We start from the raw sequence: 25704 nt of genomic DNA, 5'->3' as shown, positions 1-25704 counted from the left end.
CTGGCGGACGTAACGGCAACAAACTGACCCTCCGCTTATGCAGAGGGTTCCGACATTTGCGACTCTTATAAATTTTGTCTCTTTTTTCTTCTTTCTACGCATTATTTAGTAGGAAGGAATCAAATCGCCCAAAATTCATAGAAGGAATAGGAGAAAGCAGGTTATGGCATGGTGGTGGAGTAAAAAAGTTAATAAAGCAAGTTTGATAGAAACATTGCATCAGGCGGCGCAATTGGTTGAAAAGTACCAGAATTACGAATTTGGCATCTGCAATCTGTTGCCAAACCGAGTGAAAGAGAAGATCCAGGCTGCGTCGAAGGGTGTCAAAAGCTTGAATGAATGCACGGTCTTCTATGAGGACATGGAAAAAGCCTATGTTGCCCTTACGGTCTTAAACAATATGAAGACCGCGAAAGACCCGGAAATGGCAGCGAAGGCATACGGGCAGTTGTTGCAGTCTTTTGGGACCGTTATCGGTAAACTCCCTTTTCCGGCGAACAGTTATGCAAGGCCACTGACAGAGATCGGCAGCAAGTTTGAACGGATCGTCGGAACATTGATGCCTTCGGCACACGGAAGCGGGCTTGATAACGATCTCAAGGACTTCCTCGCCGGCGGGCAGAAATTCATCAACGGGATCTAACCCGCCACGGCGGATTTTTGCGATTCTCGCCGGCGTGGAATAGGCAGATCTTGTTGCCGTTGGGGTCGAGCAGGTAAGCTTGCCGCCAGAGCCACTCTTCATCACGCGGCTCCTGGATGAACTCCAAGCCGAGCGATTTCAGCCGGGCGACCTCGGCATCAACGTCGTCGCATTCGAAATAGAGAACGACCTGGTTAGCGGCAGGGGCGGCATCGGCGATGTTGACGGAGAGAGTGGCCTCGCCGTCAGGGCATTCGAGCCGGGCATATCGAGGAAGGGAATCGACAATAAGGCGAAGGCCGAGTTTCTGGAAAAACTCGACCGTTTCAATTGGCTTTGATGAATAGATGGTCGCCTGATTTAGGTTCATTTAGTCGCTGCCGAAAGCTCTACTCGACAGGTTTTAGATCTTTAAGCACTTTCTCCGCGTTTTCCCGATATTTACTTTCAGGGTTCCGCTCGAGCATCATCGCCAGGTATGCAGCGGCATTTTCGCGAAGCTTCTGCGGGTCATACTTTTCGCGTTCGCGTTCTATCTTAAGGTTCACCTTCTGCTTGCCTTCGTTTTTTGAGAGGTAGTAACTGCTCATTCCCGCAAGGTAAAGAAACTCGTCGATCTTTGAGAATTCAGGATAAGCGGCATAGGTCTCTTCAAACCGCCCGAGCACCTGCTTATAAGCCTTACGAGCAGGGCCAAATGCCTGCCAGGCGACATCAAGGTTGTGGAGAGCATCCGCCTCAAGCAGCGGATCACGGTCAATTGCAGGCGTTACATTGCGCAGCCCAAAGCTGTGGCTCGAAATAAATCCCTTTTAAAATTAACAACGAGGCAAAAATGTATTTCATGTTGATGCTTAGATGGAAAGGCCTCTTGAGGTTTTCTGTCCAACCGAAAGCGTCAATTATCGAAAATCGTTTCCTTCCAATCGATCAGGATTGATGCGATCGATCTCTCACTTTCGCCATCGCCCGATTGAGGCATTCCCATACTCATGCTCTTGATGATTCCCAGGTGCTTGCTTATTGTGGTCACCGCCCCGCCACTGAGATGATGACGTAGGCATGGTCTCATCTTGCGGCCGGAATATCCCGCCACCCCCCAACATAATGGAGCACCTCCTTGCTCCGTTCATCATCTTGCAGATTTGTACCCATTCCAATACGCGGTACTTGCCGATGATCGCCTCCAGCTTCTTTGCTGTTTCCGCGGGCCAGTGGTCGGGGGCGGTGAAGATGGCGTTCTTGGTCGCTCCGGCGAACTGGTTCGGCGTTTCCTTGGCGGCGACGCGTTTGACGGCGTCTTTCAGGATAAGCTGGGCGTTGCGGACGTTCTTGTTCAGATAGGCGATGACCATGTCGATCGTTACGTCGTCGTGGCCTTCGTACCAGCAGTCGTAGTCGGTGACCAGGGCGAGCGTGGCGTAGGCGATCTCGGCCTCGCGAGCGAGCTTTGCTTCCTGCAGGTTGGTCATGCCGATGACGTCCATGCCCCACTGGCGATAGACCATCGATTCGGCCTTGGTTGAAAAGGCCGGGCCTTCCATACACAAATAAGTGCCGCCGCGGTGGACCTTTACACCGACCGCTTTACAAGAGGCTTCGAGGATATCGCCAAGCTCATCGCAAACGGGATGGGCAAAGGTCACATGGCCGACGATGCCTTCGCCAAAAAAGGTCGATTCCTTGGCCCGGTCACGCGTCCGGTCAAAGAATTGGCTCGGGGATGACCATGTCGGTCGGCGCGTATTGCTCCTGAAGCGAACCGACCGCCGAAACCGAGAGAATGTATTCCACGCCCAAGAGCTTCATCGCGTAGATGTTCGCCCTGTAAGGCACTTCCGTGGGCGTAAACTTATGCCCGCGTGCGTGTCGCGGCAAAAACGCGACCGTAACGCCATCAAGTTCGCCAATGATGAACGCGTCCGACGGCGAGCCGAATGGCGTCTCCACCACCTGCTCACGAACATTTTCTAATTCCGGCATCTGGTACAAACCACTGCCGCCAATTATTCCGATTGTAACTTTTTCCATTCTAATTATCTGCCTTCTTCTCGCACTTACCCTTTGCGAATGCGGTCTCGACTATTGCCTTAAGCTCACCATTGTTTTGTTTAATTATCAATTCATCGAGCTTCGCGTTCCTGGCTTTTTCATTTTCTGCGACCATCGTCGAATAGGTACGAAGCATACTTTCAACGCCAGCTACCTGGGCCGCTATTTCGTCGGACTTTTTATCCGGGTTCTCTAGTTTGAAAACGGCCATGCCAAAGGTCATTTGCATTAACAGCTCGGATTTGAACTTATTCTTCTTCGAGGGATTCAATTCCATTACCTCGCCGCAAAGAGCTACGGTCACCTGGTCTGTGTCGACCACCCATCGGAATCCGGATTCCCGGGCTGCTGCAGCGTTCGGGTCGAGGGGCTTCCGCTCGAGTAGTTTTGCGTTACTGATGAACGTGCTTCGTTCTTGTTCTGCACGTGTTTGACCGAATACGACTTGGGAAAGGGCGATAGCCAAGACGATCGAAAAAAGTATCTTGATCTTCATTGCTGGGAATTCTCCTAATCAAATTGTTAACTGATCTTTAGTCTTTGTTCCGTTAGATGGTTTGGCCAGTTGAAACGGCCTCTATTTTAGTGCCTTCAGTGACCAATCGACAAAGCGGGTGCTCGAAATCGTGATAAAAAAGACACATCCAGCCTTCTGCGACCGCTCTCGGTAATATTTCTTTCTTGAACGCCAGTGTTTCGGTCGGGTAAAGGTCGTAGCCCATTATCCATGGGAGCGGGAGGTGGTGTCGAGTTGGGATGAGGTCGGCGAAACCGTACATCGTTTTGCCGCCGCGACTCAGTTGCCAGGTCTGCATTGTTTCGGAGTGGCCGCGAATGGTTTGGAGCTGTAGGCCGGGAATTGGTTCGTATTCGTCGGGCATCGGCTCAAGCTGGCCGGTCTCGATCATCGGCCGCCAGTTTTCGGGAAGATAGCTTGCCCGGTCGCGCTCGTGCGGAACCTCGGCGTGTTCGAGTTCTCGCTTGGAAACCAGGTAACGGGCGTTCGTAAATTGTGGTATCGGATGGCTTGAGAGAGCCACCCCGTCCGCCGAGGCGGCGTCCACCCCTCCTTCGTAAGGAGGGGAATTCAAAACGGTGTTGCCGCCGGCGTGGTCAAAATGGAGGTGAGTATTAATGACGATCGTGATGTCATCGGGCGTGCAGCCGGTCTTCTCAAATAGAGTTTCCGCAAAGGGCCGCTCGCGTAGGATCCCGTAGATCTTCGTTTCTTTCTTGGTCCATTTTTCGCCGATGCCGGTCTCGATCAAGACCTTTTCTTTACCGGTGTCGATAAAGACGCAGTTCATCTGCTGGCGAATGCGGTTGAGTTCATCGGGCGGGCAGACGCGTTCCCACAAAACGCGAGGGACGACTCCAAACATCGCCCCTCCGTCTAACCTAAATTCCGTATCCGGAATTATTTCTATTTTGTAATCGCCAAATTCCATCGGGCGTTTACCATTTAGTGGTCGTGTCCATCGCCTTCCGAGTGCCCACCGGGAGTGTTGATGACCTGCTGCTGTTGCTGCTGTTTCATCATCTCCTGAATTTGCTCGTCCGTGATCTGCGGGACGTTGAAGTCTTCCGGCACCTGAACATTGTTTCGGGCGACGAGGTCTTCCATCGTCTTTTTCTCACGTTCTTCTTCGAGCTTTCGGCGAACGTACTGCTTGATCGGTTCCTCGCGGCCGATGGGGTTGTTCGGGTCTTTGAATCCGGTCGAGATAAGGATGTGCCGAACGTCGTAGGTCTGTTCCTTCTGACCTTCGCGGCCATCGGCTTCGCCCTTCTTTTCAAGTTTGACGATGTGGTACCCGAAGTCAGTTTCGACAAGACCCTGCGAAACCTGGCCGGGTTCGAGGGCAAGTGCGGCTTCCTCAAAGGGCTTGACCATCATTCCGAGCCTGACGTTCTCATAAAGGCCACCGCGCTTTTTGCCGTCTTCACCGGCGTTGTTGCCCGGATCTTCGCTAAATTCATTCGCAAGAGCAGCAAAGTCTTCGCCACCTTTTGCACGAGCGAGAATCTCATCGGCTTTGGCTCGTTTAGCGGAGGTATCAAATTCCGGATTCGCCGCAATGTAGGCCGCGACATCCTCGTCCGTTACTTCTATCTCTTTGGCCATCTTGTCCGAGTAAACGCGGGCAAGGAACTGAGCCTGCTGGAGCTTGACCTGCAGGTCGATCTTATCTTTCAGCTCTTTCGGAAGTTCGCCGGAAGCGATCTTTGTCCCGAATTCGTCGTTGTAGATGTTGATCTTTGCAAAGAACTCACGGGCCTGGGTCTTCTCTTCTTCTGAGATCTCGCGGTCTTTCATCGCCGGATTGCTTTCCTTCAAAAGAGAGATCTTTGTGTCGAGAAAACGCTGAAACGCCATCTCGTTGTCCTTTTTGCCAAGGCCGATCTTGTCCTTGAGGTTCGCAAAGAATCCTTGTGCGGGCTGTTCGCCTTCACCCCAGAAAGCCTTTACCTGATCCTCGCCGATGAAGCCGAACGGTGGCATCGGGCCTTTGTCCTTGTTGATGTGGCGGTCGTAGTTTACTGCCGTCAGCTCAGTTCGGATGTTCTGAAGCTCGTTGCGAAATTTCGGGTCATTGGTCATTCCGCTCCGCTCCGCCTCAGAGGCAAATGCGAACAATTCTTTGAGATTGTTCAACTGCTGTTTACGAAGCTCAGCATCCTCGCCGAGGCGTTTGATCGCCATCGGATTCTGTTCGGCCAGATCGGCAACAAGGAGTTCGACCTCTTGCTGCGTGATCTTATTAAAACCGGCGTTCGAGTGGCCGCCGACCTTGCTTTTCCAGACGGCCAGCCCGGCACCGATGCCAAGTACGACGAGAAGCAAGATCAGACCTTTTGTTAAGTTACTCAATTCCTAATTCCTCACTAAAAAGATTATTCCAAATGTGCTTTCGGCAAACCGCAATCATACCAAAACACTACCGAAACAGCTAGGATGTTGTTGACCCCTGATCGGTTTGCACGAGTTCTAATAGAACTCCGCCCGAGGACTTTGGATGGACGAAGGCAACAAGGCATCCTTCGGCCCCGATCCGCGGCTCTTCGTCGATAAGTTGCATGCCTTGTGCCTTTAGCCTGGCGAGCGACGCCCGGATATCTTCAACCTCAACCGCGATGTGATGAATGCCGCCGCCGCGTTTTTCAAGAAACTTCGATATCGGCGAATCGTCCGAGGTCGGTTCGAGCAGTTCGACACGGCTCTCGCCGATCGGGAGCATCGCAACCCGCACCTTCTGATCCTCAACGATCTCGGTGTGAACGTTCTCAAGCCCGAGAGCGTCCTCCCAAAACTTAAGGGCCGCATCAATGCCCTTCGTTGCGATGCCTAAGTGGTTGATCTTCATACAGCTATTTTGCAAGTCTCACTTCTCTCGGCTCATCAATTCTTCGACAGCGGAATACGGATCGATCTGTTTCGCCGCGACGTTCGCAGAGAGCTTTTCGAGGGCCTTTTCGGCCCCATTTTTTTCAAGCAGATCGGCAAGCAGCCGCTCACGCAAAAGCTCCAGCAAACGCCAGCGGGCGATCGCGTGTTTGCGATCCGCGATGGCCTCGCCGTCGGCCATAGCCGTGTATTTCGCATATCTTTCGATGGCGGCGGCGAGGCCTTCGATGCCTTTGGATTCGGTCGCTACGGTCGGGACGATCGGCGGATTCCACATATCGGGGCGATGGGCGAGCGATAGGAGAGATTCGAGCTCCTTTTGCGTCCGCAGCACGCCTTCGCGGTCGGCCTTGTTGATGACGAAAACGTCGCCGATCTCCATTATCCCGGCCTTTATCGCTTGAATGTCGTCGCCCATTCCCGGCACGAGAACGACGACCGAAACATCGGCCGTTTTCACTATCTCGACCTCGTCCTGCCCGACGCCGACCGTTTCGACGATGACCTTGTCGTAACCCGCTGCATCAAGAATCGCCACCGCATCTACGGTCGAACGCGAAAGACCGCCGAGATTTCCGCGGGTCGCCATCGAGCGGATAAAGACATTCTTGTCCATGCCGAGCGTGGACATCCGAATGCGGTCGCCCAAGATCGCACCGCCCGAAAACGGGCTCGAAGGATCAATGCAGACGATTCCGACGCGAAGCCCCTCGTTCTTGTAAAAAAGAGCGAGCTTATCAACCAAAGACGACTTGCCGGCTCCCGGCGACCCGGTAATGCCGATAACGGTCGCTCGTCCGGTACGTGGAAAGATCGAACGCATCAGCTCAGCCGCCTTCGGCCCGCCGGACTCGGCCAAAGTGATCGCCCGGGCAACCGACCGCGGTTCGCCGGCAAAGAGCTTATCTATGTTTTCCAATACGGGCATCGATTCGAAGGCAGAAATAAAATATTCGCATTTCGGGCGGAAAATAAAAAGGCGGGCCGACCTGGCCCACCTTTTTCACTTTTGAACTTTTCACATTTTCCCTACATCTGCCCTTCATCGGCTGAGGGGCCATATATCGATGGAACGGCAATGTCGTTGAGCCGCAGATAGACCGAAAGCTGGCCGCGGTGATGGACGATGTGGTTGCCGACGAACGAACGCATTACGCTGATCTTCGGCATTGTGAAATAGACCGTTTCGCCATTGCGCATCGTCCAGTTTTCGAGGAAAACGTCGTCAGGCGTGTTGCGAAGCGTTTCGATCGCCTCGTTAACGTTCTTATCGAGAAACTCTACCAGCTCTTCGGTCGTTTTCGGGTCAAACGGAGTGTAATCAAACTTGGCAAAGTCGAGTTCCGGCTGGGTGAGTGTTGCCGGTGTCCAGCCAAACATCTCGGCGATGTGCGAGGCCAACCGGCCGAAGGTCATCGATTTTTCGTGCGGCTTCCAGTCGAATTTCTCGGCCGGGATGCGCTCCAGGCATTGGCGGGTCGTTGCTGCCTCATGCTGCAATTCAGCGATGAATGCTGAGGCCACGTTATTCGAACTTTGTGCAGTACTTCTGCTCATAAATATCTCCTTGCGAACTAAATTTGGAAGGGAAGGATACTATAGAAATTGCATAGATGCAACATGAAACACCGCAATGTTGCACATAACTTCCTCCAAATTCTTACGCCGCGGCTTCCGAAACTGTTCGCTTTTTCGAAAGCCAGTAAATATCGATGAGATTAGCGACCGGCCCAACGAGAAAAAGAGCATAGTAAGGAGCATGCACATTTTCCATTAGTCGCAGAATGGCCTCGACGCCCGCGATCGCAAGCACGACGATGATCTGCGCCGCCTTAGAATGCCGGACCGTCGTCTTCGGGTCCGTGATCATAAAAAAGATGAAGAGTTGATACATCGGTCCGGTGATCGGAGCGACCTCGGCGAGGAAAGAATGGCCGGTCCAGAGGCTTCTGATCAAGGCGAACGCAACGAACGCGGCGACGTAGGTTGCCGTGATATGAAAACGCTTGAGCCGATAGACAATTATCGAGCCGAGCAGCCAGATCACCATCATTGCGTAGATGTTGTTTCCCCATTGAATGGAAAGGCTTGCCACCGAAAACGGCGCGGCAAAGAGCATAAAGCTGACCGCAAAATTGGTCGGGTTCCAGAGGTGGCGGCCCTCGAGGCGGAGCACGTATTTCGAACAGATCGCCACCGCTGCACAAAGAGCGAACGGCCAAAACTCCGGCGAGCGAATTAGGATGCCGGCGCTGATGCCGGAGATATAGGCACTCGCCAGATGCGGGAATTTACCGGCGACCGCATACGAAAGGATGATCTCGGCCAGGATGCACACGCCGATGGCCGTAAGAGTCTGCGGATAACTTTCGAGAATGCCGAACGATAGCTGGCCGACGAGGAGGATCAGCGTTATGAGTATCGGCGCGATAAAGCGGGAATCGATGCCCCACATTTTCATTGGGACAGCGTCGCCGCCGAACGAAGCGGGATTGATTGCAGATACGTCGGTGCTCATTGTTCCTTGATCTTGTGTATTTTTCCTACCCCGGGAGATTCGATAGTGGTCCTTTTGCCAGACGGCCAAACGATCTCGGCCTTTTCGACCGAGCCGTAAGTTCCGAGCCCGAAGTGCAGCCGCCGCTGATTCTGTGAGCAGAAGCCAATGCCGCCGGTCATCTCCTGCCGCTGACGTTTTCCGTCCCAAAAGAGTGTGACGCTCGCCCCGATCGCTGAGCGGTTGCTCAGGCTTCCTTCAAGCTCAAAGCCGATCCAGATTCGGCCCGGTGCCGGGTTGTTTTTGTAAATTAGCGCCGGGCCATTCTGATTTGCGACGATAACGTCCAGAACACCGCGGTTCCAAAGATCGGCAAAGGCGACGGCACGTCCATCGAAAGTCTCGCTGACGCCGACAGCAAGTGCGGCGTCGTTGAAGCGGCCAGCTCCATCATTTAACCAAACTCGCTTCTGCTGAAAGCCCGCAAGGCTTCGGCCTTCCATTGACGGCCAGTTAGCCGCATCGCCGATGATCGTATTGTGCCCGACCGTGACTTTTGAATAATCATACCAATAATTCGCGGCCTTATCAGCAGAAATATATCCGTTCGTTAGGAAAAGGTCCTGGTTCCCATCGTTGTTGAGGTCGCCGAATTGGGCGGCCCAACTCCAGCCGCCGCGTTCGACGCCAAAGTTGTTCGCCTGGTTATCGTATTTCAATCCGCCGGTGCTGTCCTGCCGCGGAACCCAGAGATTGTTACCCTGGAGCAAGATGCCTTCCTCAGAAATATTAGAGACGTAAATCGACAAACGACCGTCGTTAAGCACATCGCCAAACGAGGCATTCATTCCGCTTTTAGGCGAAAAACCGACACCGCTTGATTCGCCGGCCGCGACAAAACGCTTCCCATCCTGATTCAAGAAAAGCTCAGAAACGGCATAGTCGTTTGCAATAAAGATGTCGGGGAAACCGTTGCCGTCGAAATCTGCGGAACCGGCGGCGAGTGCCCATCGGTTAGTGTCAATGCCGGCTGCCGTCGTTACATCTCCAAACTTTCCATTCCCCAAACCCCGCAGCAGATATTTCCGGCCGCCATTGCGAGCATATTCGAAGCTCTCGGGCATCATCAGTGTATTCGGCAGGTTCCAAAGATCGAGGTCTTGGTGAAAATAACCGCCGAGAAAGATATCGAGCACACCGTCGCGGTCGAAATCGAGCCATATAGCGGTGTTGATATTTGCCCAAGCCGGGAAACCGGTATCTTCGACACGGGTGAAGCTCTTGCCGCCGTTGTTCTTGTAAAGCTCGGTGCGGCCCCATTTATAAACGAGGAGGTCTTCAAAGCCGTCGTTGTCAAAGTCGCCCCAAACGGCTCCCATCGAGACACCATTTGCGCGGCTGTTAAGATCGGCAATTCCCAGTTCGGCCGCGACGTCGGTGAATGTCCCGTCGCCGTTATTTCGATAGAGGGCATTTTGTGAACCTTCGCCGCTGTTGGTGAAGTAGAGGTCGTTCCAACCGTCGCGATCAAAATCGACGACCGAGACTCCGGCGCCCATCGATGCGATGATCGGCATTATGTGGTCGAGCTTTTGATCAAGGCGTGGAGACGTGTGCTTGAACTCAACGCCGCTCTCGCCTGCGACCTCCGTCAAAAAGAAGCCGTACCGGTCGAGTGCCGCGCTCGAATCAACGCGTGTCTCTGAAACGCGGTAGCTGCCCCGAAGCCAAAAAGGTACAGAGAGGAGGGCGACGAAAAGGACAGCGGCGAAGATCCTTCCTATTTTGCTCATTCTAAATACGAGTTTACGGATTTCTTACCTTTGAGCGAAATCCATCCGGAGCGACATAGCGCGTGTGAAAATTGATCCAGTCTTCTCGGAAGCGCTTGAAAACGGGATCGTCCTCAAGCCGGCCCGGCGGCGTTGAATAGTCGCTCGTTTCGCGGCTCGGAAGCGGCAGCAGCGTCCGCGAAAAGACCGAGTTGAGATCGCCGTCCTTGATCCAGCCGTTTCCGACGATGACAAAATCACGCTTAAATCCCGCCGGCGGAGCGGGCAAAGCCGGAAACTTGAGCACGAGTTCATCGCCCGCATTCATAAGCACTAAACGGCCATCGACGCCCGTCAGCAATTCCTTGACGTCGCCAAAGCGGGTGTAATAGCCCTCAAGGTCGCGCCAGCGTTGGCCGGTCGTCAGGATCTGATCGTAGATCGGCTTCTCGGGCGACGAGGCATTCGGCTTATCAATTACCGAAAACCCGCGATATCTCAGTTCTGCAGTGCCGAGGGCGAGTTCGTGCGTTCGATTTTCATTCGTCGCGGCGGCAGTTGACCACGCAAGGCGGTCCCAATAGATTTCCATGCTCGTCCGAAGGCGGAAACGCCGATGTCCCTCGGGCAGTTCGATCAGCACCGTTTTCATCTTTCCGGCAGGGAAGCCGAGATTTTCTTTCGCGGTTTGCCAGCCGCCGTTGCTATCGGGAACTTCGATGCTAAGGCTTCGTGGCGGAGCGTGCGAACTCTGCCCAAGCTGGACGTTTATCGAAGCGTCCGTCGGGTAAAGCCAGCCGTCGGCGACGAGCGTCAGTTTCTTGTCCGTCGGCGCATCCTCGGGCAGCGTTAGCTCGACCCAATGATCTTCCGCGACGCCTTGGAATTTGCCGCGTTTGATCCCGTCGAGATAATTCTCATCGACGGCGAGTACGTATTCGGCAACATCGCGTCCGTTGTGGTCGGTAGCCGCGAGAAAGGACTTCGGTTCGTCGAATGTAAAGACCTGAAGCGGCGGAGGCGGAACGGCAAACCGCTCATCGGTATAAACCTCAACGTTTTCGGGGTGATCGACGGCAATCAGTCTGTAATGATCGAGGTAGAACGACTCCCAATATTCGCCTGTGATGCGGAGTTCGTAATGGCCATCTTTCGGCTTAATCGAACTGCCCGGGATCTTGAACCACTCCTCGGTCTGGATTATCCCGAAGGTGTCCTGCGCGTTGATCTTCAGGCCGAGTGCGGGGCTCCAGGGCGGGGCGTCTTTTACCATCTCAAAACTTTCGCCGTTCCAGGCAAAAAGATGCGGGCACGAGCCCTTTAGCCGCTGCTCGGCGGCGATGGCCTGGTCGCTCGCGAGGTCGAACTCGGCCTGAACGAAACCGTTATTCCAGACGATGCGCAGAACATCGGCATTCGGTGCTTCCCCGAGCCCGAAATGAACGACCGGAGCGGTGATGAGTTGCTTCTGCGTCCGGATGCCGGTGCGGACCTCCATTTCGCCGCCTATGCCGAACGAATTGACACGCTGATCGCCTTCGGTCTTACCGGCCCGCGGGCGAAATATCTGCCAGCGGTAGTTCTTACTGCTCTGATTCCTGAGAACGGCCGGAATTCCATCAGGGCCGATCCCGACTATATCAAGCTTTCCATCGCCGTTTTGGTCACGGACGGCGAACGCTTGGATCTTGAGCGGCTGGCCCAGGAGCATTCCGCCTCCGCCCGGGCCGAATGAGGCGATCCGAGTGGTTCCGGCGGTGGAGATTACGACATCGTTCCCGCCATTGTTGTCGATATCGCCAACGAAGACGGAGCATTCAGACCCGACTGCGGATGTTCCCGGACAAACATCGCCGAGTTCGGCGACGTTTATCTCTAAAGCTTCCCATCTGGATCGCTCCAGGTTCTTCGAAATGCGATGGAGTATTGACGAGGCGGCGATGACCTCAAGCCGGCCGCTTCCGCCGACATCGCCAACGGCGAATGCTTGGACTCCGGAAACATCAGGAATTTCAGCCTCAACGAACTTCCCGCCGCGGTCGTTAAGGAATACCCGAAGTTTGCCGTCCTTCGTTAACAGGAGCGCGTCAGCGTCGCCATCCTCGTCGATATCTGCATATGCAAATTGCCGAACACCGGCCACGCCCGCAAAAGTTTCGACGGCAGTAAATGTTCCGTCGCCGTTGTTTTGCAAAACGACCGTCGGGCCTTCGGTGGCCGCCGCGATGAGATCGAGGTCGCCGTCGTGCTCAACGTCGAGCGGCCAAACGCCGTCATACGAACGGCTGAGAATCGAACTACTGAGTTTCGTGGCAACGGTCACGTCCGCGAAGGTTCCGTCTTCGCCTTGTTTGAATATTTTCAGTCCCGACGATGAGGCAAAGGCGAGGTCATTGCGAAAGTCGAAATCGAAGTCGAACTGAGCGATCTGATCGGCCCTGTTCACTTGAGTTTCTATCGCCTGTTCGCCGACGAAGAACTTCTCGCCGGCCGCACGAGCGATCTTGGTTTCTCCGTCAGCGTTCAAATATATCGGCAAAGCAAAAGCGAAAACCTCACTGCCAAGCGGCTCGGCGGTAAAGGTTATCTCGCGGTCGGGCTCGGCGGGGCTGAAATTGGGCGCCGCGAGCTTCAGCGGCGTGTAGAGCGGCGTGCCGATCGTCGTTTCCGATGGCTTGAATTCGGCGATCGCCTGCCTGAACCACGGCTCGCGGAGCAGGACATTGCGGAGAAATGAAACGGCTGCCGCGGCCGCTTGCGTGTTTCCGCTTTCGACGGCCGAGCGGAGTTCAGCAAGCTGCTGAGAGCCCTCGGGTGAAAGTTTTGATGAGGACCGTTCGATCGCGGCGAAGGTATTTTTCAGGCTTTCCGTATCGCCGCTTCTGGCCTCAAGCCGGGCGACCTCGATGCGGGCGGCAAGATTCTCCGGAGCCTTCTCGGCGATCTTCGAATAAAGTTGAAGTGCCTCGGCTATTCCCGCCTCCCGTTCGCGAAGATCGGCGAGCAAATAGATCGGTGCCAGGTCATCGGGCGCCAGCGAGCCGGCCTTTTCGAGTTCTGCAGATGCTTTGGCGCTGTCGCCCTGCTGCAGTGCTACCGTAGCTGAGTTGAGCGTGACAACGGCGTTTTCAGGGGCGAGCTTTGAAGCCTGATCGATGGAGGTTCTTGCACCTTCCAGATCGCGCTGTCGAAGCTGGAGGACAGCGAGGTTGTTCCACGCCGCAGGTTCGCCCGGAGCAGTTTGGGTAGCTTTCTCGAGTTCCGATCGTGCACGGCGGTCATCGCCGACGTCGAGCGCTGCCAAGCCGACATAGAAACTTCGGACGGCTTCCGCGTGCTTCGGCGACGATGTGTCAGGCAAATTGCCGCAGCCTGCCAGCAGAACTGAAACGAAAAGTATTAACTTTCGGGATCGCAGCATGTTGAAAAATCGAACAGATCAAGGCTCGATCCGTTTTTCGCCCGGTACGAAGGCGACCGGAGAATTGCCCTCGCGAATGTAATAGAACGCACCGGACGCGAGGCCATTGACAACTTGCTTTTCCGAGCCGGGCCAGTGGATCGTAAGTTGATCGATCTTCTCTGCAGGCCCAAGGCCGAAATGGACGCGAAGGTCACTCATCGAGAGATAACTTTGTGCTCCCATCACCTGCCGCTCGATGGTCCGCTCGCCGATCTTCGCGACCAACCGGGCACCGATCGCACTTCGGTTCGCCTTTGAGCCTTCGAGCCAAAGCACAACAAACTTGCCCGGCTCTTTCGAATTATTGAAAGCGACCTGTGCAGTGCCGCCATTGTTATTTACGACGAAATCGATAAGACCGTCTCCGTTCAGATCCCCGGTTGCCAGGCCGCGGCTGACCTGAATATCTTTGAGAGCATCGCCCGATGAATCGCTTACATCCCGGAACTTTCCGTCACCGACATTGAGGAAAAGTGAGTTCTGTTGCGGAAAAGTGACCGTATCGGAATTTAAGTGAATATTGTCTTCGATATGGCCGTTAACGAAGAGCAGGTCTTCGAACCCGTTGTTGTTTGCGTCGAAAGCGTCAATGCCCCAACTCAGGCGATTTCGCGAGACCTCGCCGACGCCACGCAGGTCCGAGCTTTCTTGAAAAAGCCCCTTGGATATCTGCATGTAAAGACTCGTAACCTCAGATTGAAAATTGGTGACCATGATATCCTCGAGTCCATTCAGGTCAACGTCGGAAAAGTCAGCGCCCATGCTCCCTTCTTCCCGTCCCATTTCGTCGTAGGCGACTCCGGCAAGCTGGGCGATATCCGTAAATGTCCCGTTCCTGTTCTGCCACAGCTGATTTGGGGTTGTATCGTTCGCGACGTAGATATCTGTCCAACCGTCCTTGTCAATGTCGCCGATAGCCATGGCAAGGCCTTTTTCGGCCGAGCGAATGCCGGCGGTATCACTCACATTGGAGAATCGCCCGTTTCCTTCGTTCCTCCAAAGCTGATCGGTGACCGGCTGAAAAAGCACGGGAGTGGGGTAAATAAGCGTCCGGTTACGGAACGAACGGGGGGCATTTGCCGGTGAAAAGTCAACGTAACGAACTATGAAGATATCCAAGTCGCCGTCTTTATCGTAGTCAAGAAATCCGGCACTCGTCGACCATTTTCCGTCTGCGGTCAAACCTGAGCTTTCGGTCACATCTTCGAAGCTCGTACCTGAATTCTTGAGCAAGATGTTCCGTCCTTCGAAACTGGTCAAAAGAAGGTCTGTGTTTCCATCGTTGTCGAAGTCGCCCGCGGCCGCTCCCATTCCGTAATACCGGCTCGGGAGTTTCCATTCTTCGGTCTTGTCGGTGAAATTGCCCTTGCGGTCATTGAGATAAAGCCGCGTGTATTGGTCCGGCGTCCGTACCTCGGTCGCGATCGAACCGCTATTGACCAGCAAAACATCAGGCGCACCATCACGGTTAAAATCTGTGACGACGACGCCGCTGCCGATAACTTCAGGCATTAGCTTCGCATCCGTTCTTGATGGGACGTGTTTGAATGATATTCCCGAAGATGCGGTCGCGTCGGAAAAAGAGATCGAAGCCTCACCTGCGGGACCGGGGCCGTTGTTCACCGTCCCGGAATTTCCGCTGCAACCGGTGAAAGCGAGTTGAGCGGCGATGATGAGAACAAGTTTCTGATTTATCGATCTCATTTTAGTCGGTTCATTTCTTCCACGGCCGCTTTTGCCTCTTCCGTCCGGCCAAGCCGTGTGTATGACTCGGCAATGTACTGATACAGAACTGGCTTGGTCTGAGCGTCGGAGACCTCAAGTGCTTGCCGAGCGATCACGATAACTTCGGGATACTGCTGCTGATTCCATTTATCCTGAAGCTCATAGATCAACTGGACCTTTCGAAGTGCTCGATTTTCCTCGGAGGTAATTTTAGCCTGAGCATCTTCTGTCCGCTTGCGTAATTCCTCTGCCCGGGCGACGACTCCTTTCGCAAAGTATGAACGGCTGAGAGCGTTAAGCGCGGTCACGTTCTCGGGCTGCAAGTCGATAACGCGTTCGAGCAATGCACGGGACTCCTCGTCCTTACCCTGCCGGGCAAATATAAGTGCCCGGAGCGTCATTTCACTCAAGCGTCGTTCGCTCTCGATCCGTCCCCAGAACTTTTCAAGCAAGGCATCCGCCTCGTCAAACCGGCCGGTGTTGTAATAGCCGCCTGCGAGCAGGGCCGCGAGGTCGATGTCCTGAGGAGACTCAGCAACGAGCGGCTCTGCGGAGCTTACGACATCGGCGAAACGCCCGAGCCGGAAGTACGCGCGGGCGAGATTTGCCTTATCGTTGGCCGACAGCGAACCTTCAGGTTCGTTCCCGAAGAAATCAACAAGGGCCTGCCAATCTTCGCGTTTAATCAGTGCGGAAGTGTATGTTTCCTTTACCTTCGTAGCGCGAGGAAATTTCTCTCTGATCTTCTTTAGAGATTCGTAGTCGGATCTCTGAAGGGGGATTCCCGAAGCGAGAACCTGCTCGATCCGGGCGAGTTCGCCTAGGGATGCCTTGTCAGCGGCCAAGGCCTGGTTGTCGCGCTCGCTAGCATCACCGCATCCGCCGAGCCCGGCCGAAACGGCGAGCAGCAGAATGATGAATATCTCTCTGGGAATTCGCGGGCAAACTTTGATGGACACTCCGTCAAAGATAACCCGTTTTTATGCGGCTTTCAACAATTGCTTGGCAATGACCAGACGCTGGATCTCGCTAGTGCCTTCGCCGATGGTGCAGAGTTTTGCGTCTCTCCAATACTTCTCGGCGGGGTAATCTTTCGTGTACCCGTAGCCGCCGTGGATCTGGATCGATTCTTCGGCAACGCGAACGGCCGTTTCCGAGGCATAAAGCTTTGCCATCGCTGATTTCTGGGTGACCGACTTGCCCGCATCCTTCATCGCCGCGGCCTGAAGCGTAAGCAGCCGGGAGCACTCGATCTGCGTTGCCATATCTGCGAGCTTGAACTGAATGGCTTGAAACTCAGCGATCGGTTTGCCGAACTGCTCGCGTTCCTTTGCGTACCTGATCGCAGCCTCGTAAGCCCCTTGGGCGATACCTACCGAAAGCGCCGCGATCGAGATGCGTCCGCCATCTAGGATCTGCATCGCTTGCAGAAATCCTTCGCCCTCATTCCCAAGCAAATTCTCTTGCGGGACGTAGCAATCTTCAAAGACGACCGACGCTGTCTCAGAGGCCCGCATTCCGAGCTTGTTTTCTTTCTTATCGGGACGGAAGCCTTCCATTGATTTATCGAAAATGAAGGCTGAAATGCCGCGGTTTCCTTTTTCTTTGTCGGTCACCGCAACAGCAACGAGCGTGTTGCAAGCGATAGCGTGGGTGATGAAATTCTTTGAGCCGTTTACCTTCCAGCCGCCGTTCGAGCGGATCGCATTTGTGCGTGTGCCCGATGCATCGGAACCGGCTTGCGATTCGGTCAATCCCCACGCACCGAACGACTCGCCCTGAGCAAGCGGCACAAGATAGTCCTTCTTTTGCTGCTCGGTGCCGAACATATAGATGTGGTTCGAGCAGAGCGAATTGTGGGCAGCGACCGAAAGCCCGACCGAACCGCAGACACGGCCGAGCTCTTCGATGATCGTGGCATATTCCACATAGCCCATCGCCGAACCGCCATATTCTTCGGGAAAAAGGACGCCCATCAAGCCGAGCTCGGCAAGCTTTGGCCGAAGTTCGATAGGGAAGTGCTGACTTTCGTCCCACTCCATAACGTGCGGGCCGATCTCTGCCTCCGCAAATTCCCTGATGCTGTGTTTTATCTGCTGCTGTTCTTCTGTGAGTTCGAAGTTCATAGGTATATAACGAAATATTATGATTACATAATGCACGGTTTTGGGGCAAGTTTTCGCGGAGCAATTGTTTCGCGAACGAGCGAGAAGCTAGAATCAGAGTATGCAGAAAAAGGGAAGGGAGCTATCGTCCGATGACGAGATACGCGATTTGCTCCGGCAGACTCAATCGATCGCCGTTCTCGGGATAAAGCCGAAGTCGCACGCGATGCAGCCGGCGTTTTACGTTACTAAATACATGCAGGACGCTGGATACAAGATCATCCCCGTGCCTGTTTATTACCCGGAAGTTACGGAGATTCTCGGCGAACCAGTGTTTCGCGACCTTCGCTCGATCGCGGGCGGGGTCGATATGGTCAATGTTTTTCGGCGGCCGGCTGACATCGACAAGCACGTTGAGGAGATCATCGCTGCAAAGCCGAAGTCGGTATGGTTCCAGCTAGGAATTCGGAACGACGCGGCGGCGAAGGCATTCATCGAAGCGGGTATCGACGTTGTGCAGGATCGATGCCTTTTGGTCGAACATCGGGCACTTTTACGATGATCGGGTTGGTTTTTTCGGCGCTAGAAGCGAACGGATCTCTCGCTCATCAAGCGACCGATAGCGGCCGACGGGCAAGCCTAGATCGTCGATCATTCCAATTCGAATACGGCGGAGCTTTACGACGGAATGGCCGATCGAGTCGAACATCTTTCTGATCTGCTGATTGTGGCCCTCGTATAGCGTGACCTCATACCAGCCGTTCTTGTCGGTCGGCTTTAGCGGTGTGATCTCAGCCGGTGCGGTTTTGAATCCATCGGGCAGCCGGACGCCGCGGGCAAGTTTCCTGATCGCAACCTCGGGCGGAAGCCCCTTTACCTTAACAAGATAGACTTTCGGGATCTTTTTCGATCCGGCGACGGCATTGGTGAAGTCGCCGTCATTGGTCATTATGATCAACCCTTCGGTATTGAAATCAAGGCGGCCGACCGGATGCAACCGGCCGTGGCCTTTGATCAGGTCTGTGACAAGCTTGCGGCCTTCCGGGTCGGCGACGCTCGAAAGATAACCCTTCGGTTTGTTGAGCAAGAAATAGACATTTTCCCGATTGGCGAGCAGCGGGTTGATCAGCTTTCCGCGAACCTTTATGTGGTCATTGTCGGGATCAGCCTTGGTGCCGAGCTCGGTCACGACCTCACCGTTGACCGTCACCTCGCCGGCGCGTATCAATTCCTCGGCCGCACGCCGCGAAGCCACTCCGGCTTGTGAGATCAATTTTTGAAGTCTTTCCATATAGTGAGCTGTAAGCAGTGAGCCGTGAGCCGTGAGCCGTGAGCCGTTACCTGTAAGCCGCGAGCGAGACTTGCTTACTCCTTACGTTACCAAATCTTCGAAATCCTCCACCGAAGGCAGGTCGTTTAGGTCCTTCAAACCAAAGTGGATAAGGAACTCTTTCGAGGTTCCATACTGCATCGGGCGGCCGACGGTTTCTTTATGGCCTTTTGTCACAATGAGCCGTTTTTCTAGCAGTGTTTTGATTGCCGAGGCCGATTGCACGCCGCGAATTTCGAGAATTTCCGGAACGGTGACCGGCTGCTTATAGGCAATGACCGCCAGCGTCTCGAGAGCGGCGATCGAGAGCTTTGCCGAGGGTCGGGTCTTCAGGAACCGGCGGACGTCTTCGTGCAGCTCGGTGCGGGTCGCTATCTGCCAGCCGCCGGCGACCGCCCGGACCTGCAATCCGCTTTCGCGAGTGTCGTATTCCTCGCAAAGTGCCTCGAGAGCTGCCTCGACGCTCGCTTTGTCCTCTTCGAGCACGTCCGCGATGGTGCGGGCCATGATCGGCTCATCGGCGACGAATATCAGGGCCTCGGCAAGAGCCATTAGCTCGCCGGTGCTTCGCGATCGCTTTGCTGTTACTACTTGTTGTTCTACTTGTTCTGCTTCTTCTGACATCAAACTTTCTTCAGGATTATGTCGTCAAACGTCTGTTTCTGTATCAATTTAACGCTCTCGGTCCGGACGACCTCGAGCACGGCGATGAAGGCCGTTACGAGCTCGCGGCGCGTGTCAAACTCTTCAAAAAAGCTGGCGAGGCTTAGTTCGGCATGCTCGAAGATGCGCTGCTTGAGCCGCTTTATCATGTCGGCAAGCGAGACCTCGTCCCGCTCGATCTCCATCGTGATCTTCTCTTTCTGCCGCTCGACTATCTTCTGGAAAATGGTGATCAGGTCGAAGACCGTCGCACTGATCTCGGCGTTGTTGTCGTCGCTTTCGATCTTGCCGCGAGGAAAGACAGCCTGTTCGATGGTCGCCTTTTCATAGAGCATCTGGGCGGCCGACTTATATTTCTCGTATTCGAGCAGGCGATCGACTAGTTCCTTTCGCGGGTCCTCGACCTCTTCGTCCGGTTCGGCGAAAGGGTCGCGAGGCAGCAGCATCTTCGATTTGACCTCGATAAGCTGCGCCGCCATCACCAGAAAATCCGCCGCGACGGCGATATCGAGCGTCTTCATCAGGCGAATGTAGCTGAGATATTCGTCGGTGATGCGGGCGATCGGGATATCAAAGATATTCGCCTGCTCCTGCCTGATCAAATAAAGCAAAAGATCGAGCGGCCCGGCAAAATCGCCGATGCGGACGCTGATCTCGTCACGCGACTCCGTGACGATCTCTGCAGTTTCCGAAAGGAAATCAAAGGTATATTGTTCTTGCTCTTCCTGCATTAGGGAAACTCGCATTTTAGCCTATAGGGCGGGCGCAAGCGAAGGCAAAGCGTAAGAATTGCGTAACATCCAGCGGCGAATCAAATGTATTTCGTCTCTCGGAGGTAGATTATGTTGTCTATCCGCGGAGGTTCGTGGCCGGCGTCGCGGATGATCGTCATCAGGTTACCGCGGTGGGTGGTGGAATGAAGGAGGACGTGCGTCAGCAGTTCGCGGTAGGTGTTCTCGAAAGGCAGGCCCTCGCTTGAGCGGTATCTGACGGTGATATCGAGTCCCTCGTCGTCGAATCGACGAAGCAGCTTATCGAAAAGATCGGCGTTTTCGCGGGCCATCTGTCCGCAATCCTCTATCGACATCGGCGGCCAGAAGTCGAACCCGGTCGAGTCCTTTCCGTAGAGCCGCTCGTAGTATTCACGCTCCGTTACCAGCAGATGAGCCAAAATCCCGACCGCCCTCGGGAGTTCAACGCCCTTCAAGGCGACGACCATCCGCCGATTGGCCCAGTCGTTATAAGCAAAAAGCTGCCGGAGATGTTCGATGGTCTGCATACTTCAAAGTGAAAAGATGAAAAAGTGAAAAGGTTGAAAAGCTGGAAAAGTAAGGATGCTGCGAAGGCTGAACGGTGGAAAGATTGCTAAGAACAACATTATTTTGTGTTCCCTTCCCAAAGCTGATTTAGCCCGGCGAAACGCTGTAACCATACACTCACGCCACTTTTTCACCTTTCCACATTTCCACGTTTCACCCTTCTACTGCGTATTCTTTCAGGTCTTCGAGCCGGATGACGGTCAGCGCGTGTTCGTGCGTTGCGTTGAGAAAGACCTGCGGGGCCATGCCGTGTTCGAGCGCCTCTTTCCAGCGGAGCATACACAGGCACCACTTATCGCCGTCCTTCAAACCGGGGAACGCCCACTCCGGCCGCGGCGTTGAAAGATCATTGCCCGCCGCCTTTGAGAACGCGAGAAACTCGTCAGTCACCCGCACACAGACCGTGTGCCGCCCCGTGTCGTCCACGCCCGTCTTGCAATAGCCGTCGCGGTAAAAACCAGTCATCGGATCGGTGCAGCAGCTCTCAAGCTCGCCCCCGAGCACATTTCGCGGCTTCGGCTTATGCCCGTTGCCGTTTCCGTTTCCGTTTGTAAAGCTCATGCGAATATCTTACGGAATCGTCGAGATGGTGTCGATGTCTGAGTATTGCCCGACTGCGTCGTTGCCATCGAGGTATCGGGCGCGGATGCGGACGAGCCGCGGCAGGTTCTCCGGCCCGGCGGGAATGTGAAGCTCGGCCGGCGAACGCACAAATCGCCCCGCGGGCCGCCATTCCTTCTCCGTATCGAGCTGCATTTGGACGTCGATGCCGGTAAACTTGCCGCGTTTGAAGCGAACGCTGACGATATTTCCGGGCTCGGCCGTGAGGCTCGGGTTCGGTTTGGCGTCGTTAAGGTCGGCAGACTCGCCACGGATCGGCCGAATGCCGAGCGAGGCCTCATTCTCAGCCGAAAAATTTGGCGAAACGCGAATGCGCTCGACCACCTCGGCGATTCGGCGATAAACTCCGACCGAGGTTCCGGGCGGCGGAGTAAGCGACGAAGGCTGCGGGAAATCACTGAGCGGCGAACCGGGCCGTCCGGACAAAACATGCCGCCGATAGCTCGCCGCGGCCCGCCGAAAACTCTCGATATCGACCTGATTTTGGGCCAGCCACGCAAGCGTTTCGGCATCGGCCTCGACCGTCGCGATCTCCGCCGGAGAAAAACCGAGCGCCGCACCTTGCTTCGCAAATTCCGTGGCAAAATTCCGCATCCACGCCGCTTGATCGGTAAGACTATCGGGAAACCAACGGTTACTCGGCCTCATATTTCATTCACCTCAGCAAATAACAAAGAAATGTTAGTCGGCGATCCGTCCACCGCCATCGACATATGCCGCATAATAGCAGAAATGCAACGCATGAACAAAATAATTCACTGCATTATGGCAAAAATGCAATGCATGAACTGATTACTGCGTCGGAATGTGACTAACATGCACTGCATTTATGCATATATGGAATCGAAGTTAATCAGATCGCAAACGCGATGCATTAATTAGATACGTCGCAATAATGTGTTGGTGCAATGCACTGTCAGTATCAGCTAAATGCGAAAAATGTTTGGGATATTTTCTTTACCGGAAGCCTATTTTAATAGCTCGAGGGCCTTTTCTATTGGGCGGGCGATGACTGCGCGGTCGCCGGCAACGACTATCGGGCGATTGAGAAGCCCCGGATTCGCGACGATTGCGGCGATTATCTCGTCCTCGGGCGTCTCCGGCGTGAATCCGCGTTCCTTAAACTCCTTTTCTTTGGTCCGCAGCAGCCCAAACGCCGGTATTTTCAGCTTCGCGAGCAGCATTTTCACATCCGCCGCCGTCAGCCGCTCCCTGAAATAATCAACCTGCTCAAACTCAACGCCATTCTCCCGGAACAGCCCCGCCAAATTGCGACAAGTCGTTCAAGTAGGCTTTTCGTAAATGGTGATCTTCATAAATGTGCACTTTCTGCCCGGATCGTTCTTCAAAAAACCGATCCTCGCTTCGCTATTTCAAGTAGCCGCCGACCGGAACGTAACGAACCTCGGCCGACGCTTTCAGCTCTTTGCGGAGCCAATAGGTGTGCTCAACGCCGACTAGGACAAGTACCCGCTTGCCCGGGTGCTGCTTCGCGGCGGCAAGTATCTGCTTGAGGAAATGCGAATTCCAGCCATCCCATGCGGCTTCTTCGTTTGGTCCAAAAAGCGCATTCTGAAACTCATGCTTTACCTCGAACAAGGCGTCGGTCTCATCTGAATTCACGGCTTCGGCCGATTTCCATTTTTCGAAGAGGTACTCGTAAAGCTGGTTTGAATACACGGAAAAGGCTTCACTCTTTTGCGGAAACTTCTCGTTGAATTCCTTGCTTGATGCCCGAAATATCCCGACCAGCCTCGAGTATTCCGGTTCAGCCGGTTCCATCGGGATGGCCAGATAGCCGTGCTTCTCCAATAGCGGGAAAATGCTTCGCTGATATTCCTGCTTCGTCTTCTGTTCGGACCTGTTCTCTAGGGCTTCCGGCGTCAGCTCGGTAGCCAGGATATCCGGCTTTATAGTTTCAATGATCCGCGAAAGATCGGCGAATGAGTAACCGCTCGTCTTCTCGTGAAACTGATGAAGCGTCCCCAAAACAAGCACCTCCGACTTGCCCTTGCCAAACGAGGGAACCGGAGCCACCACCATCAAAGCAACGAAAAGAAATAAAACAATAAAATATCTGGGCATTTAAAACGATCTCCGTACTAAGGTGTTATCAAGCTCGACCGCCGAAAATCAGAAAATTGAAACCTATGTTCAAACTCAACGCGGTTCTACCGGAATAGCCCCGCCAAATTACGACAAGTAGTTCAAGTAGGTTTTGCGTAGATCCTTATCTTCATACTAGTTTGAAATACTGATCATTCGCTTTCCATATCCTTCTTTATTTTATGCTCCGAAGCGATCAGGAGAAGCAAAATAAGGGTGGCGAATGTAGAAAACAGAAGAGCCCATTCGAATGATGAACCGTCGCCATGGTGAATCAGCAACATTCCAAACATCGCGACAAATGCACTAAACGGAAGACCAAGAACTGCAAGGAAGACCGGAAAATAGAAGAACGAGAAGATCACCGCGACAACATACAAGGCGATGGCGATCTTCCAAGATCTTGTGATCAGCGGTTCACGGGCTGGTCTTTCGTCAAACATAACTCAGAGTAACCCAACGAAGATTCAGCAAAGGTTCAATTCGCGAGTGATCACTGCAACTTTTCCACCGGTGAATTGAAAAGTTAGAAAACCGTCACCGTCCGCATAGCCAAGCGTTTCAACTTCGTCGATTTTATGTAACCCAACTCGGCCCATCTTGCTACGAACTTGAGATAAATCCATACCGACTCTAACGCCTGGCGTCATTTCCCACTCAGGTGATGTGATCTCGATCAGGATGACAATATTTGATTCACCACTGTCATCCAACGTGAAGCGGATGCCCTTGTAAGTAACCACCGTCTTGATATATCCGCAGGCATTCTCGCCTCCGCGTTTTTCCGAAAGCGGTTTGCCGAAGCGTTGCTTTAGTTCTGCGTAAGACGTACCGATTCTAACCCCATTAACAAAATTGTAGGCATCATTCCAGGTTTCGGATGGAGTTGGCTCGACGGAAGGTTGCGGCGTCGGAACGGAATTCACCGCGATGTCGTTTGCGGCGGCTGGCATCTCCTGCCGAGCGCACCCAATGAGCGACGCGGCAGTCAGACCAAGAAAAACCGCGAATATTAATCGAGCACTATTTGATACCCATATTCTCATAAACCTTCTTCAACGTGTCGGCGGCGATTGCTCGGGCTTTTTCGGCGCCGGGGTTTAGGATGGAGCGGAGCGTTTCGTCGTCGTATTGCTTGACGCGTTCCTGGAAGGGGCGGAGGAATTCGACGGTGGCTTCGGCGAGTTCTGTTTTGAAATGGCCGTAGCCTTTGCCGGCGAAATGGGCGACGCACTCTTCGTCGGTCTTGCCGGTCAGCAGGCGGTAAATGGTCAGCAGATTGTTGATCGCCGGCCGCGTTTCGTCGAACTCGATGGTCGTGCCGCTATCGGTAACGGCCCGCTTGATCTTTTTCGTGACCGTGTCGGCGTCGTCGAGCAGGAAGATGGAGCCGGCGGCGTTCTCGTCGGACTTCGACATCTTCCGTTCGGGCTCCTGCAGCGATTTTATGCTCGCACCGGCCTTTGGAATGTAGGGCTCGGGCACCTTAAATGTCTCGCCGTAGTCGCGGTTGAAACGCTCAGCGAGGTCGCGGCTCAGCTCAAGATGCTGCTTCTGATCCTGCCCGACCGGGACGAGATCGGTCTGGTAAAGCAAAATGTCCGCGGCCATCAGGATCGGATAAGTGAATAGCCCGACTCCGGCACGCTCGGCGTTGCCCTTGCCTTTGTCCTTGAATTGCGTCATCCGCTCGAGCTCGCCCATGCGTGCGATGCAGGAAAGCGTCCAGGCGAGCTCGGCGTGTTCGGGGACATCGGATTGGATGAAGATGGTCGAACGCGAGGGATCGACGCCCGCCGCGAGATAAATGCGGGCAAGGTCGAGCGTCGCCTTGCGGAGCGACGCCGGCTCTTGCGGGAGCGTTATCGCGTGGAGATTTACGATGCAGTAAAACGCTTCGTACTCATCCTGAAGCGCGACCCAGTTCTTCAACGCACCGAGGTAATTGCCAATGTGAAGCTGCCCCGTAGGCTGGGCACCGCTGAAAATACGTTTTGTCATC

Annotated in this window: 27 protein-coding genes and 1 pseudogene; 2 read left to right on the top strand and 26 right to left on the bottom strand. The window is 54.2% G+C overall.

What is annotated here, in order from left to right; all coding sequences use genetic code 11:
* The first annotated feature begins 202 nt into the window (after window positions 1-202).
* Window positions 203-643 carry a hypothetical protein gene (locus tag IPM21_02180; GenBank protein ID MBK9162723.1) on the top strand — a complete coding sequence of 147 codons (441 nt, stop codon included), beginning with the start codon at window positions 203-205 and terminating at the stop codon, window positions 641-643.
* On the opposite strand, the gene IPM21_02175 is transcribed toward IPM21_02180, so the two are convergent.
* The 15 genes and pseudogenes from IPM21_02175 to IPM21_02105 form a co-directional block, all read right to left on the bottom strand.
* Window positions 630-1013 (bottom strand): VOC family protein, encoded by a 384-nt coding sequence (locus tag IPM21_02175; GenBank protein ID MBK9162722.1) that lies wholly within the window; start codon window positions 1011-1013, stop codon window positions 630-632. The genes IPM21_02180 and IPM21_02175 overlap by 14 nt on opposite strands.
* Window positions 1014-1032: 19 nt before the next feature.
* Complete coding sequence (gene bamD / locus IPM21_02170) at window positions 1033-1311, bottom strand: outer membrane protein assembly factor BamD (protein MBK9162721.1); 279 nt, start codon at window positions 1309-1311, stop codon at window positions 1033-1035.
* Between the two features lie 285 nt (window positions 1312-1596).
* Window positions 1597-2674: pseudogene (gene mtnP, locus IPM21_02165) on the bottom strand (S-methyl-5'-thioadenosine phosphorylase).
* 1 nt (window position 2675) lies between these two features.
* On the bottom strand, window positions 2676-3191 hold the full coding sequence (locus IPM21_02160; GenBank protein ID MBK9162720.1) for a hypothetical protein: 516 nt from the start codon (window positions 3189-3191) through the stop codon (window positions 2676-2678).
* Window positions 3192-3243: 52 nt separating this feature from the next.
* Window positions 3244-4077 carry an MBL fold metallo-hydrolase gene (locus IPM21_02155; GenBank protein MBK9162719.1) on the bottom strand — a complete coding sequence of 278 codons (834 nt, stop codon included), beginning with the start codon at window positions 4075-4077 and terminating at the stop codon, window positions 3244-3246.
* An 80-nt stretch (window positions 4078-4157) separates the two neighbouring features.
* Window positions 4158-5567: a peptidylprolyl isomerase gene (locus IPM21_02150; protein ID MBK9162718.1), complete on the bottom strand. Its 1410-nt coding sequence runs from the start codon at window positions 5565-5567 to the stop codon at window positions 4158-4160.
* Between the two features lie 79 nt (window positions 5568-5646).
* Window positions 5647-6060 (bottom strand): methylmalonyl-CoA epimerase, encoded by a 414-nt coding sequence (gene mce, locus IPM21_02145; GenBank protein MBK9162717.1) that lies wholly within the window; start codon window positions 6058-6060, stop codon window positions 5647-5649.
* A gap of 18 nt (window positions 6061-6078) precedes the next feature.
* Window positions 6079-7020: a methylmalonyl Co-A mutase-associated GTPase MeaB gene (meaB, locus tag IPM21_02140; protein MBK9162716.1), complete on the bottom strand. Its 942-nt coding sequence runs from the start codon at window positions 7018-7020 to the stop codon at window positions 6079-6081.
* 110 nt (window positions 7021-7130) lie between these two features.
* Window positions 7131-7658 (bottom strand): DinB family protein, encoded by a 528-nt coding sequence (locus IPM21_02135; GenBank protein MBK9162715.1) that lies wholly within the window; start codon window positions 7656-7658, stop codon window positions 7131-7133.
* A 103-nt stretch (window positions 7659-7761) separates the two neighbouring features.
* Complete coding sequence (locus tag IPM21_02130; protein ID MBK9162714.1) at window positions 7762-8619, bottom strand: hypothetical protein; 858 nt, start codon at window positions 8617-8619, stop codon at window positions 7762-7764.
* Complete coding sequence (locus tag IPM21_02125; GenBank protein ID MBK9162713.1) at window positions 8616-10391, bottom strand: CRTAC1 family protein; 1776 nt, start codon at window positions 10389-10391, stop codon at window positions 8616-8618. Before IPM21_02125 ends, IPM21_02130 begins: the two co-directional genes overlap by 4 nt.
* A 13-nt stretch (window positions 10392-10404) precedes the next feature.
* A complete protein-coding gene (locus IPM21_02120; GenBank protein ID MBK9162712.1) occupies window positions 10405-13731 on the bottom strand; it encodes a VCBS repeat-containing protein in 3327 nt (1108 codons plus the stop codon).
* A gap of 78 nt (window positions 13732-13809) precedes the next feature.
* The gene (locus tag IPM21_02115; protein ID MBK9162711.1) at window positions 13810-15537 is read right to left on the bottom strand and encodes a CRTAC1 family protein; all 1728 of its coding nucleotides are present in this window, start codon (window positions 15535-15537) and stop codon (window positions 13810-13812) included.
* The gene (locus tag IPM21_02110) at window positions 15534-16517 is read right to left on the bottom strand and encodes a hypothetical protein (protein ID MBK9162710.1); all 984 of its coding nucleotides are present in this window, start codon (window positions 16515-16517) and stop codon (window positions 15534-15536) included. The genes IPM21_02115 and IPM21_02110 overlap by 4 nt, the downstream gene beginning before the upstream one ends.
* Before the next feature lie 21 nt (window positions 16518-16538).
* Window positions 16539-17684, bottom strand: coding sequence for an acyl-CoA dehydrogenase family protein (locus IPM21_02105; GenBank protein MBK9162709.1), 1146 nt, complete (start codon window positions 17682-17684; stop codon window positions 16539-16541).
* 100 nt (window positions 17685-17784) lie between these two features.
* On the opposite strand from IPM21_02105, the gene IPM21_02100 reads away from it, so the two are divergent.
* On the top strand, window positions 17785-18225 hold the full coding sequence (locus IPM21_02100) for a CoA-binding protein (GenBank protein MBK9162708.1): 441 nt from the start codon (window positions 17785-17787) through the stop codon (window positions 18223-18225).
* Here IPM21_02100 and IPM21_02095 read toward each other — a convergent pair.
* The 11 genes from IPM21_02095 to trpS form a co-directional block, all read right to left on the bottom strand.
* On the bottom strand, window positions 18217-18954 hold the full coding sequence (locus IPM21_02095) for an rRNA pseudouridine synthase (GenBank protein MBK9162707.1): 738 nt from the start codon (window positions 18952-18954) through the stop codon (window positions 18217-18219). The genes IPM21_02100 and IPM21_02095 overlap by 9 nt on opposite strands.
* A gap of 81 nt (window positions 18955-19035) precedes the next feature.
* Window positions 19036-19545, bottom strand: a complete 510-nt coding sequence (scpB, locus tag IPM21_02090) for an SMC-Scp complex subunit ScpB (protein MBK9162706.1) — start codon at window positions 19543-19545, stop codon at window positions 19036-19038.
* 71 nt (window positions 19546-19616) lie between these two features.
* Window positions 19617-20402, bottom strand: coding sequence for a segregation/condensation protein A (locus IPM21_02085; protein ID MBK9162705.1), 786 nt, complete (start codon window positions 20400-20402; stop codon window positions 19617-19619).
* Window positions 20403-20467: 65 nt separating this feature from the next.
* Window positions 20468-20935 (bottom strand): hypothetical protein, encoded by a 468-nt coding sequence (locus IPM21_02080; GenBank protein ID MBK9162704.1) that lies wholly within the window; start codon window positions 20933-20935, stop codon window positions 20468-20470.
* Between the two features lie 193 nt (window positions 20936-21128).
* A complete protein-coding gene (locus tag IPM21_02075) occupies window positions 21129-21536 on the bottom strand; it encodes a DUF2237 domain-containing protein (protein ID MBK9162703.1) in 408 nt (135 codons plus the stop codon).
* A gap of 9 nt (window positions 21537-21545) precedes the next feature.
* Complete coding sequence (locus IPM21_02070) at window positions 21546-22244, bottom strand: hypothetical protein (protein ID MBK9162702.1); 699 nt, start codon at window positions 22242-22244, stop codon at window positions 21546-21548.
* 320 nt (window positions 22245-22564) lie between these two features.
* A complete protein-coding gene (locus tag IPM21_02065; protein ID MBK9162701.1) occupies window positions 22565-22864 on the bottom strand; it encodes an arsenate reductase in 300 nt (99 codons plus the stop codon).
* 100 nt (window positions 22865-22964) lie between these two features.
* Entirely contained in the window at window positions 22965-23681 is a 717-nt protein-coding gene (locus IPM21_02060; GenBank protein ID MBK9162700.1) for a hypothetical protein, read from the bottom strand.
* Between the two features lie 173 nt (window positions 23682-23854).
* On the bottom strand, window positions 23855-24145 hold the full coding sequence (locus IPM21_02055) for a hypothetical protein (GenBank protein ID MBK9162699.1): 291 nt from the start codon (window positions 24143-24145) through the stop codon (window positions 23855-23857).
* 24 nt (window positions 24146-24169) lie between these two features.
* Window positions 24170-24655: a hypothetical protein gene (locus IPM21_02050; protein ID MBK9162698.1), complete on the bottom strand. Its 486-nt coding sequence runs from the start codon at window positions 24653-24655 to the stop codon at window positions 24170-24172.
* Window positions 24656-24725: 70 nt separating this feature from the next.
* Window positions 24726-25703, bottom strand: a complete 978-nt coding sequence (gene trpS / locus IPM21_02045; GenBank protein MBK9162697.1) for a tryptophan--tRNA ligase — start codon at window positions 25701-25703, stop codon at window positions 24726-24728.
* Window position 25704 lies beyond the last annotated feature (1 nt).

The organism is Acidobacteriota bacterium, from assembly GCA_016716435.1.
Classification (GTDB): Bacteria; Acidobacteriota; Blastocatellia; order Pyrinomonadales; family Pyrinomonadaceae; genus OLB17.
Note: the sequence above shows the minus strand (reverse complement) of the source record. Positions and strands in the feature narration are given on the sequence as shown.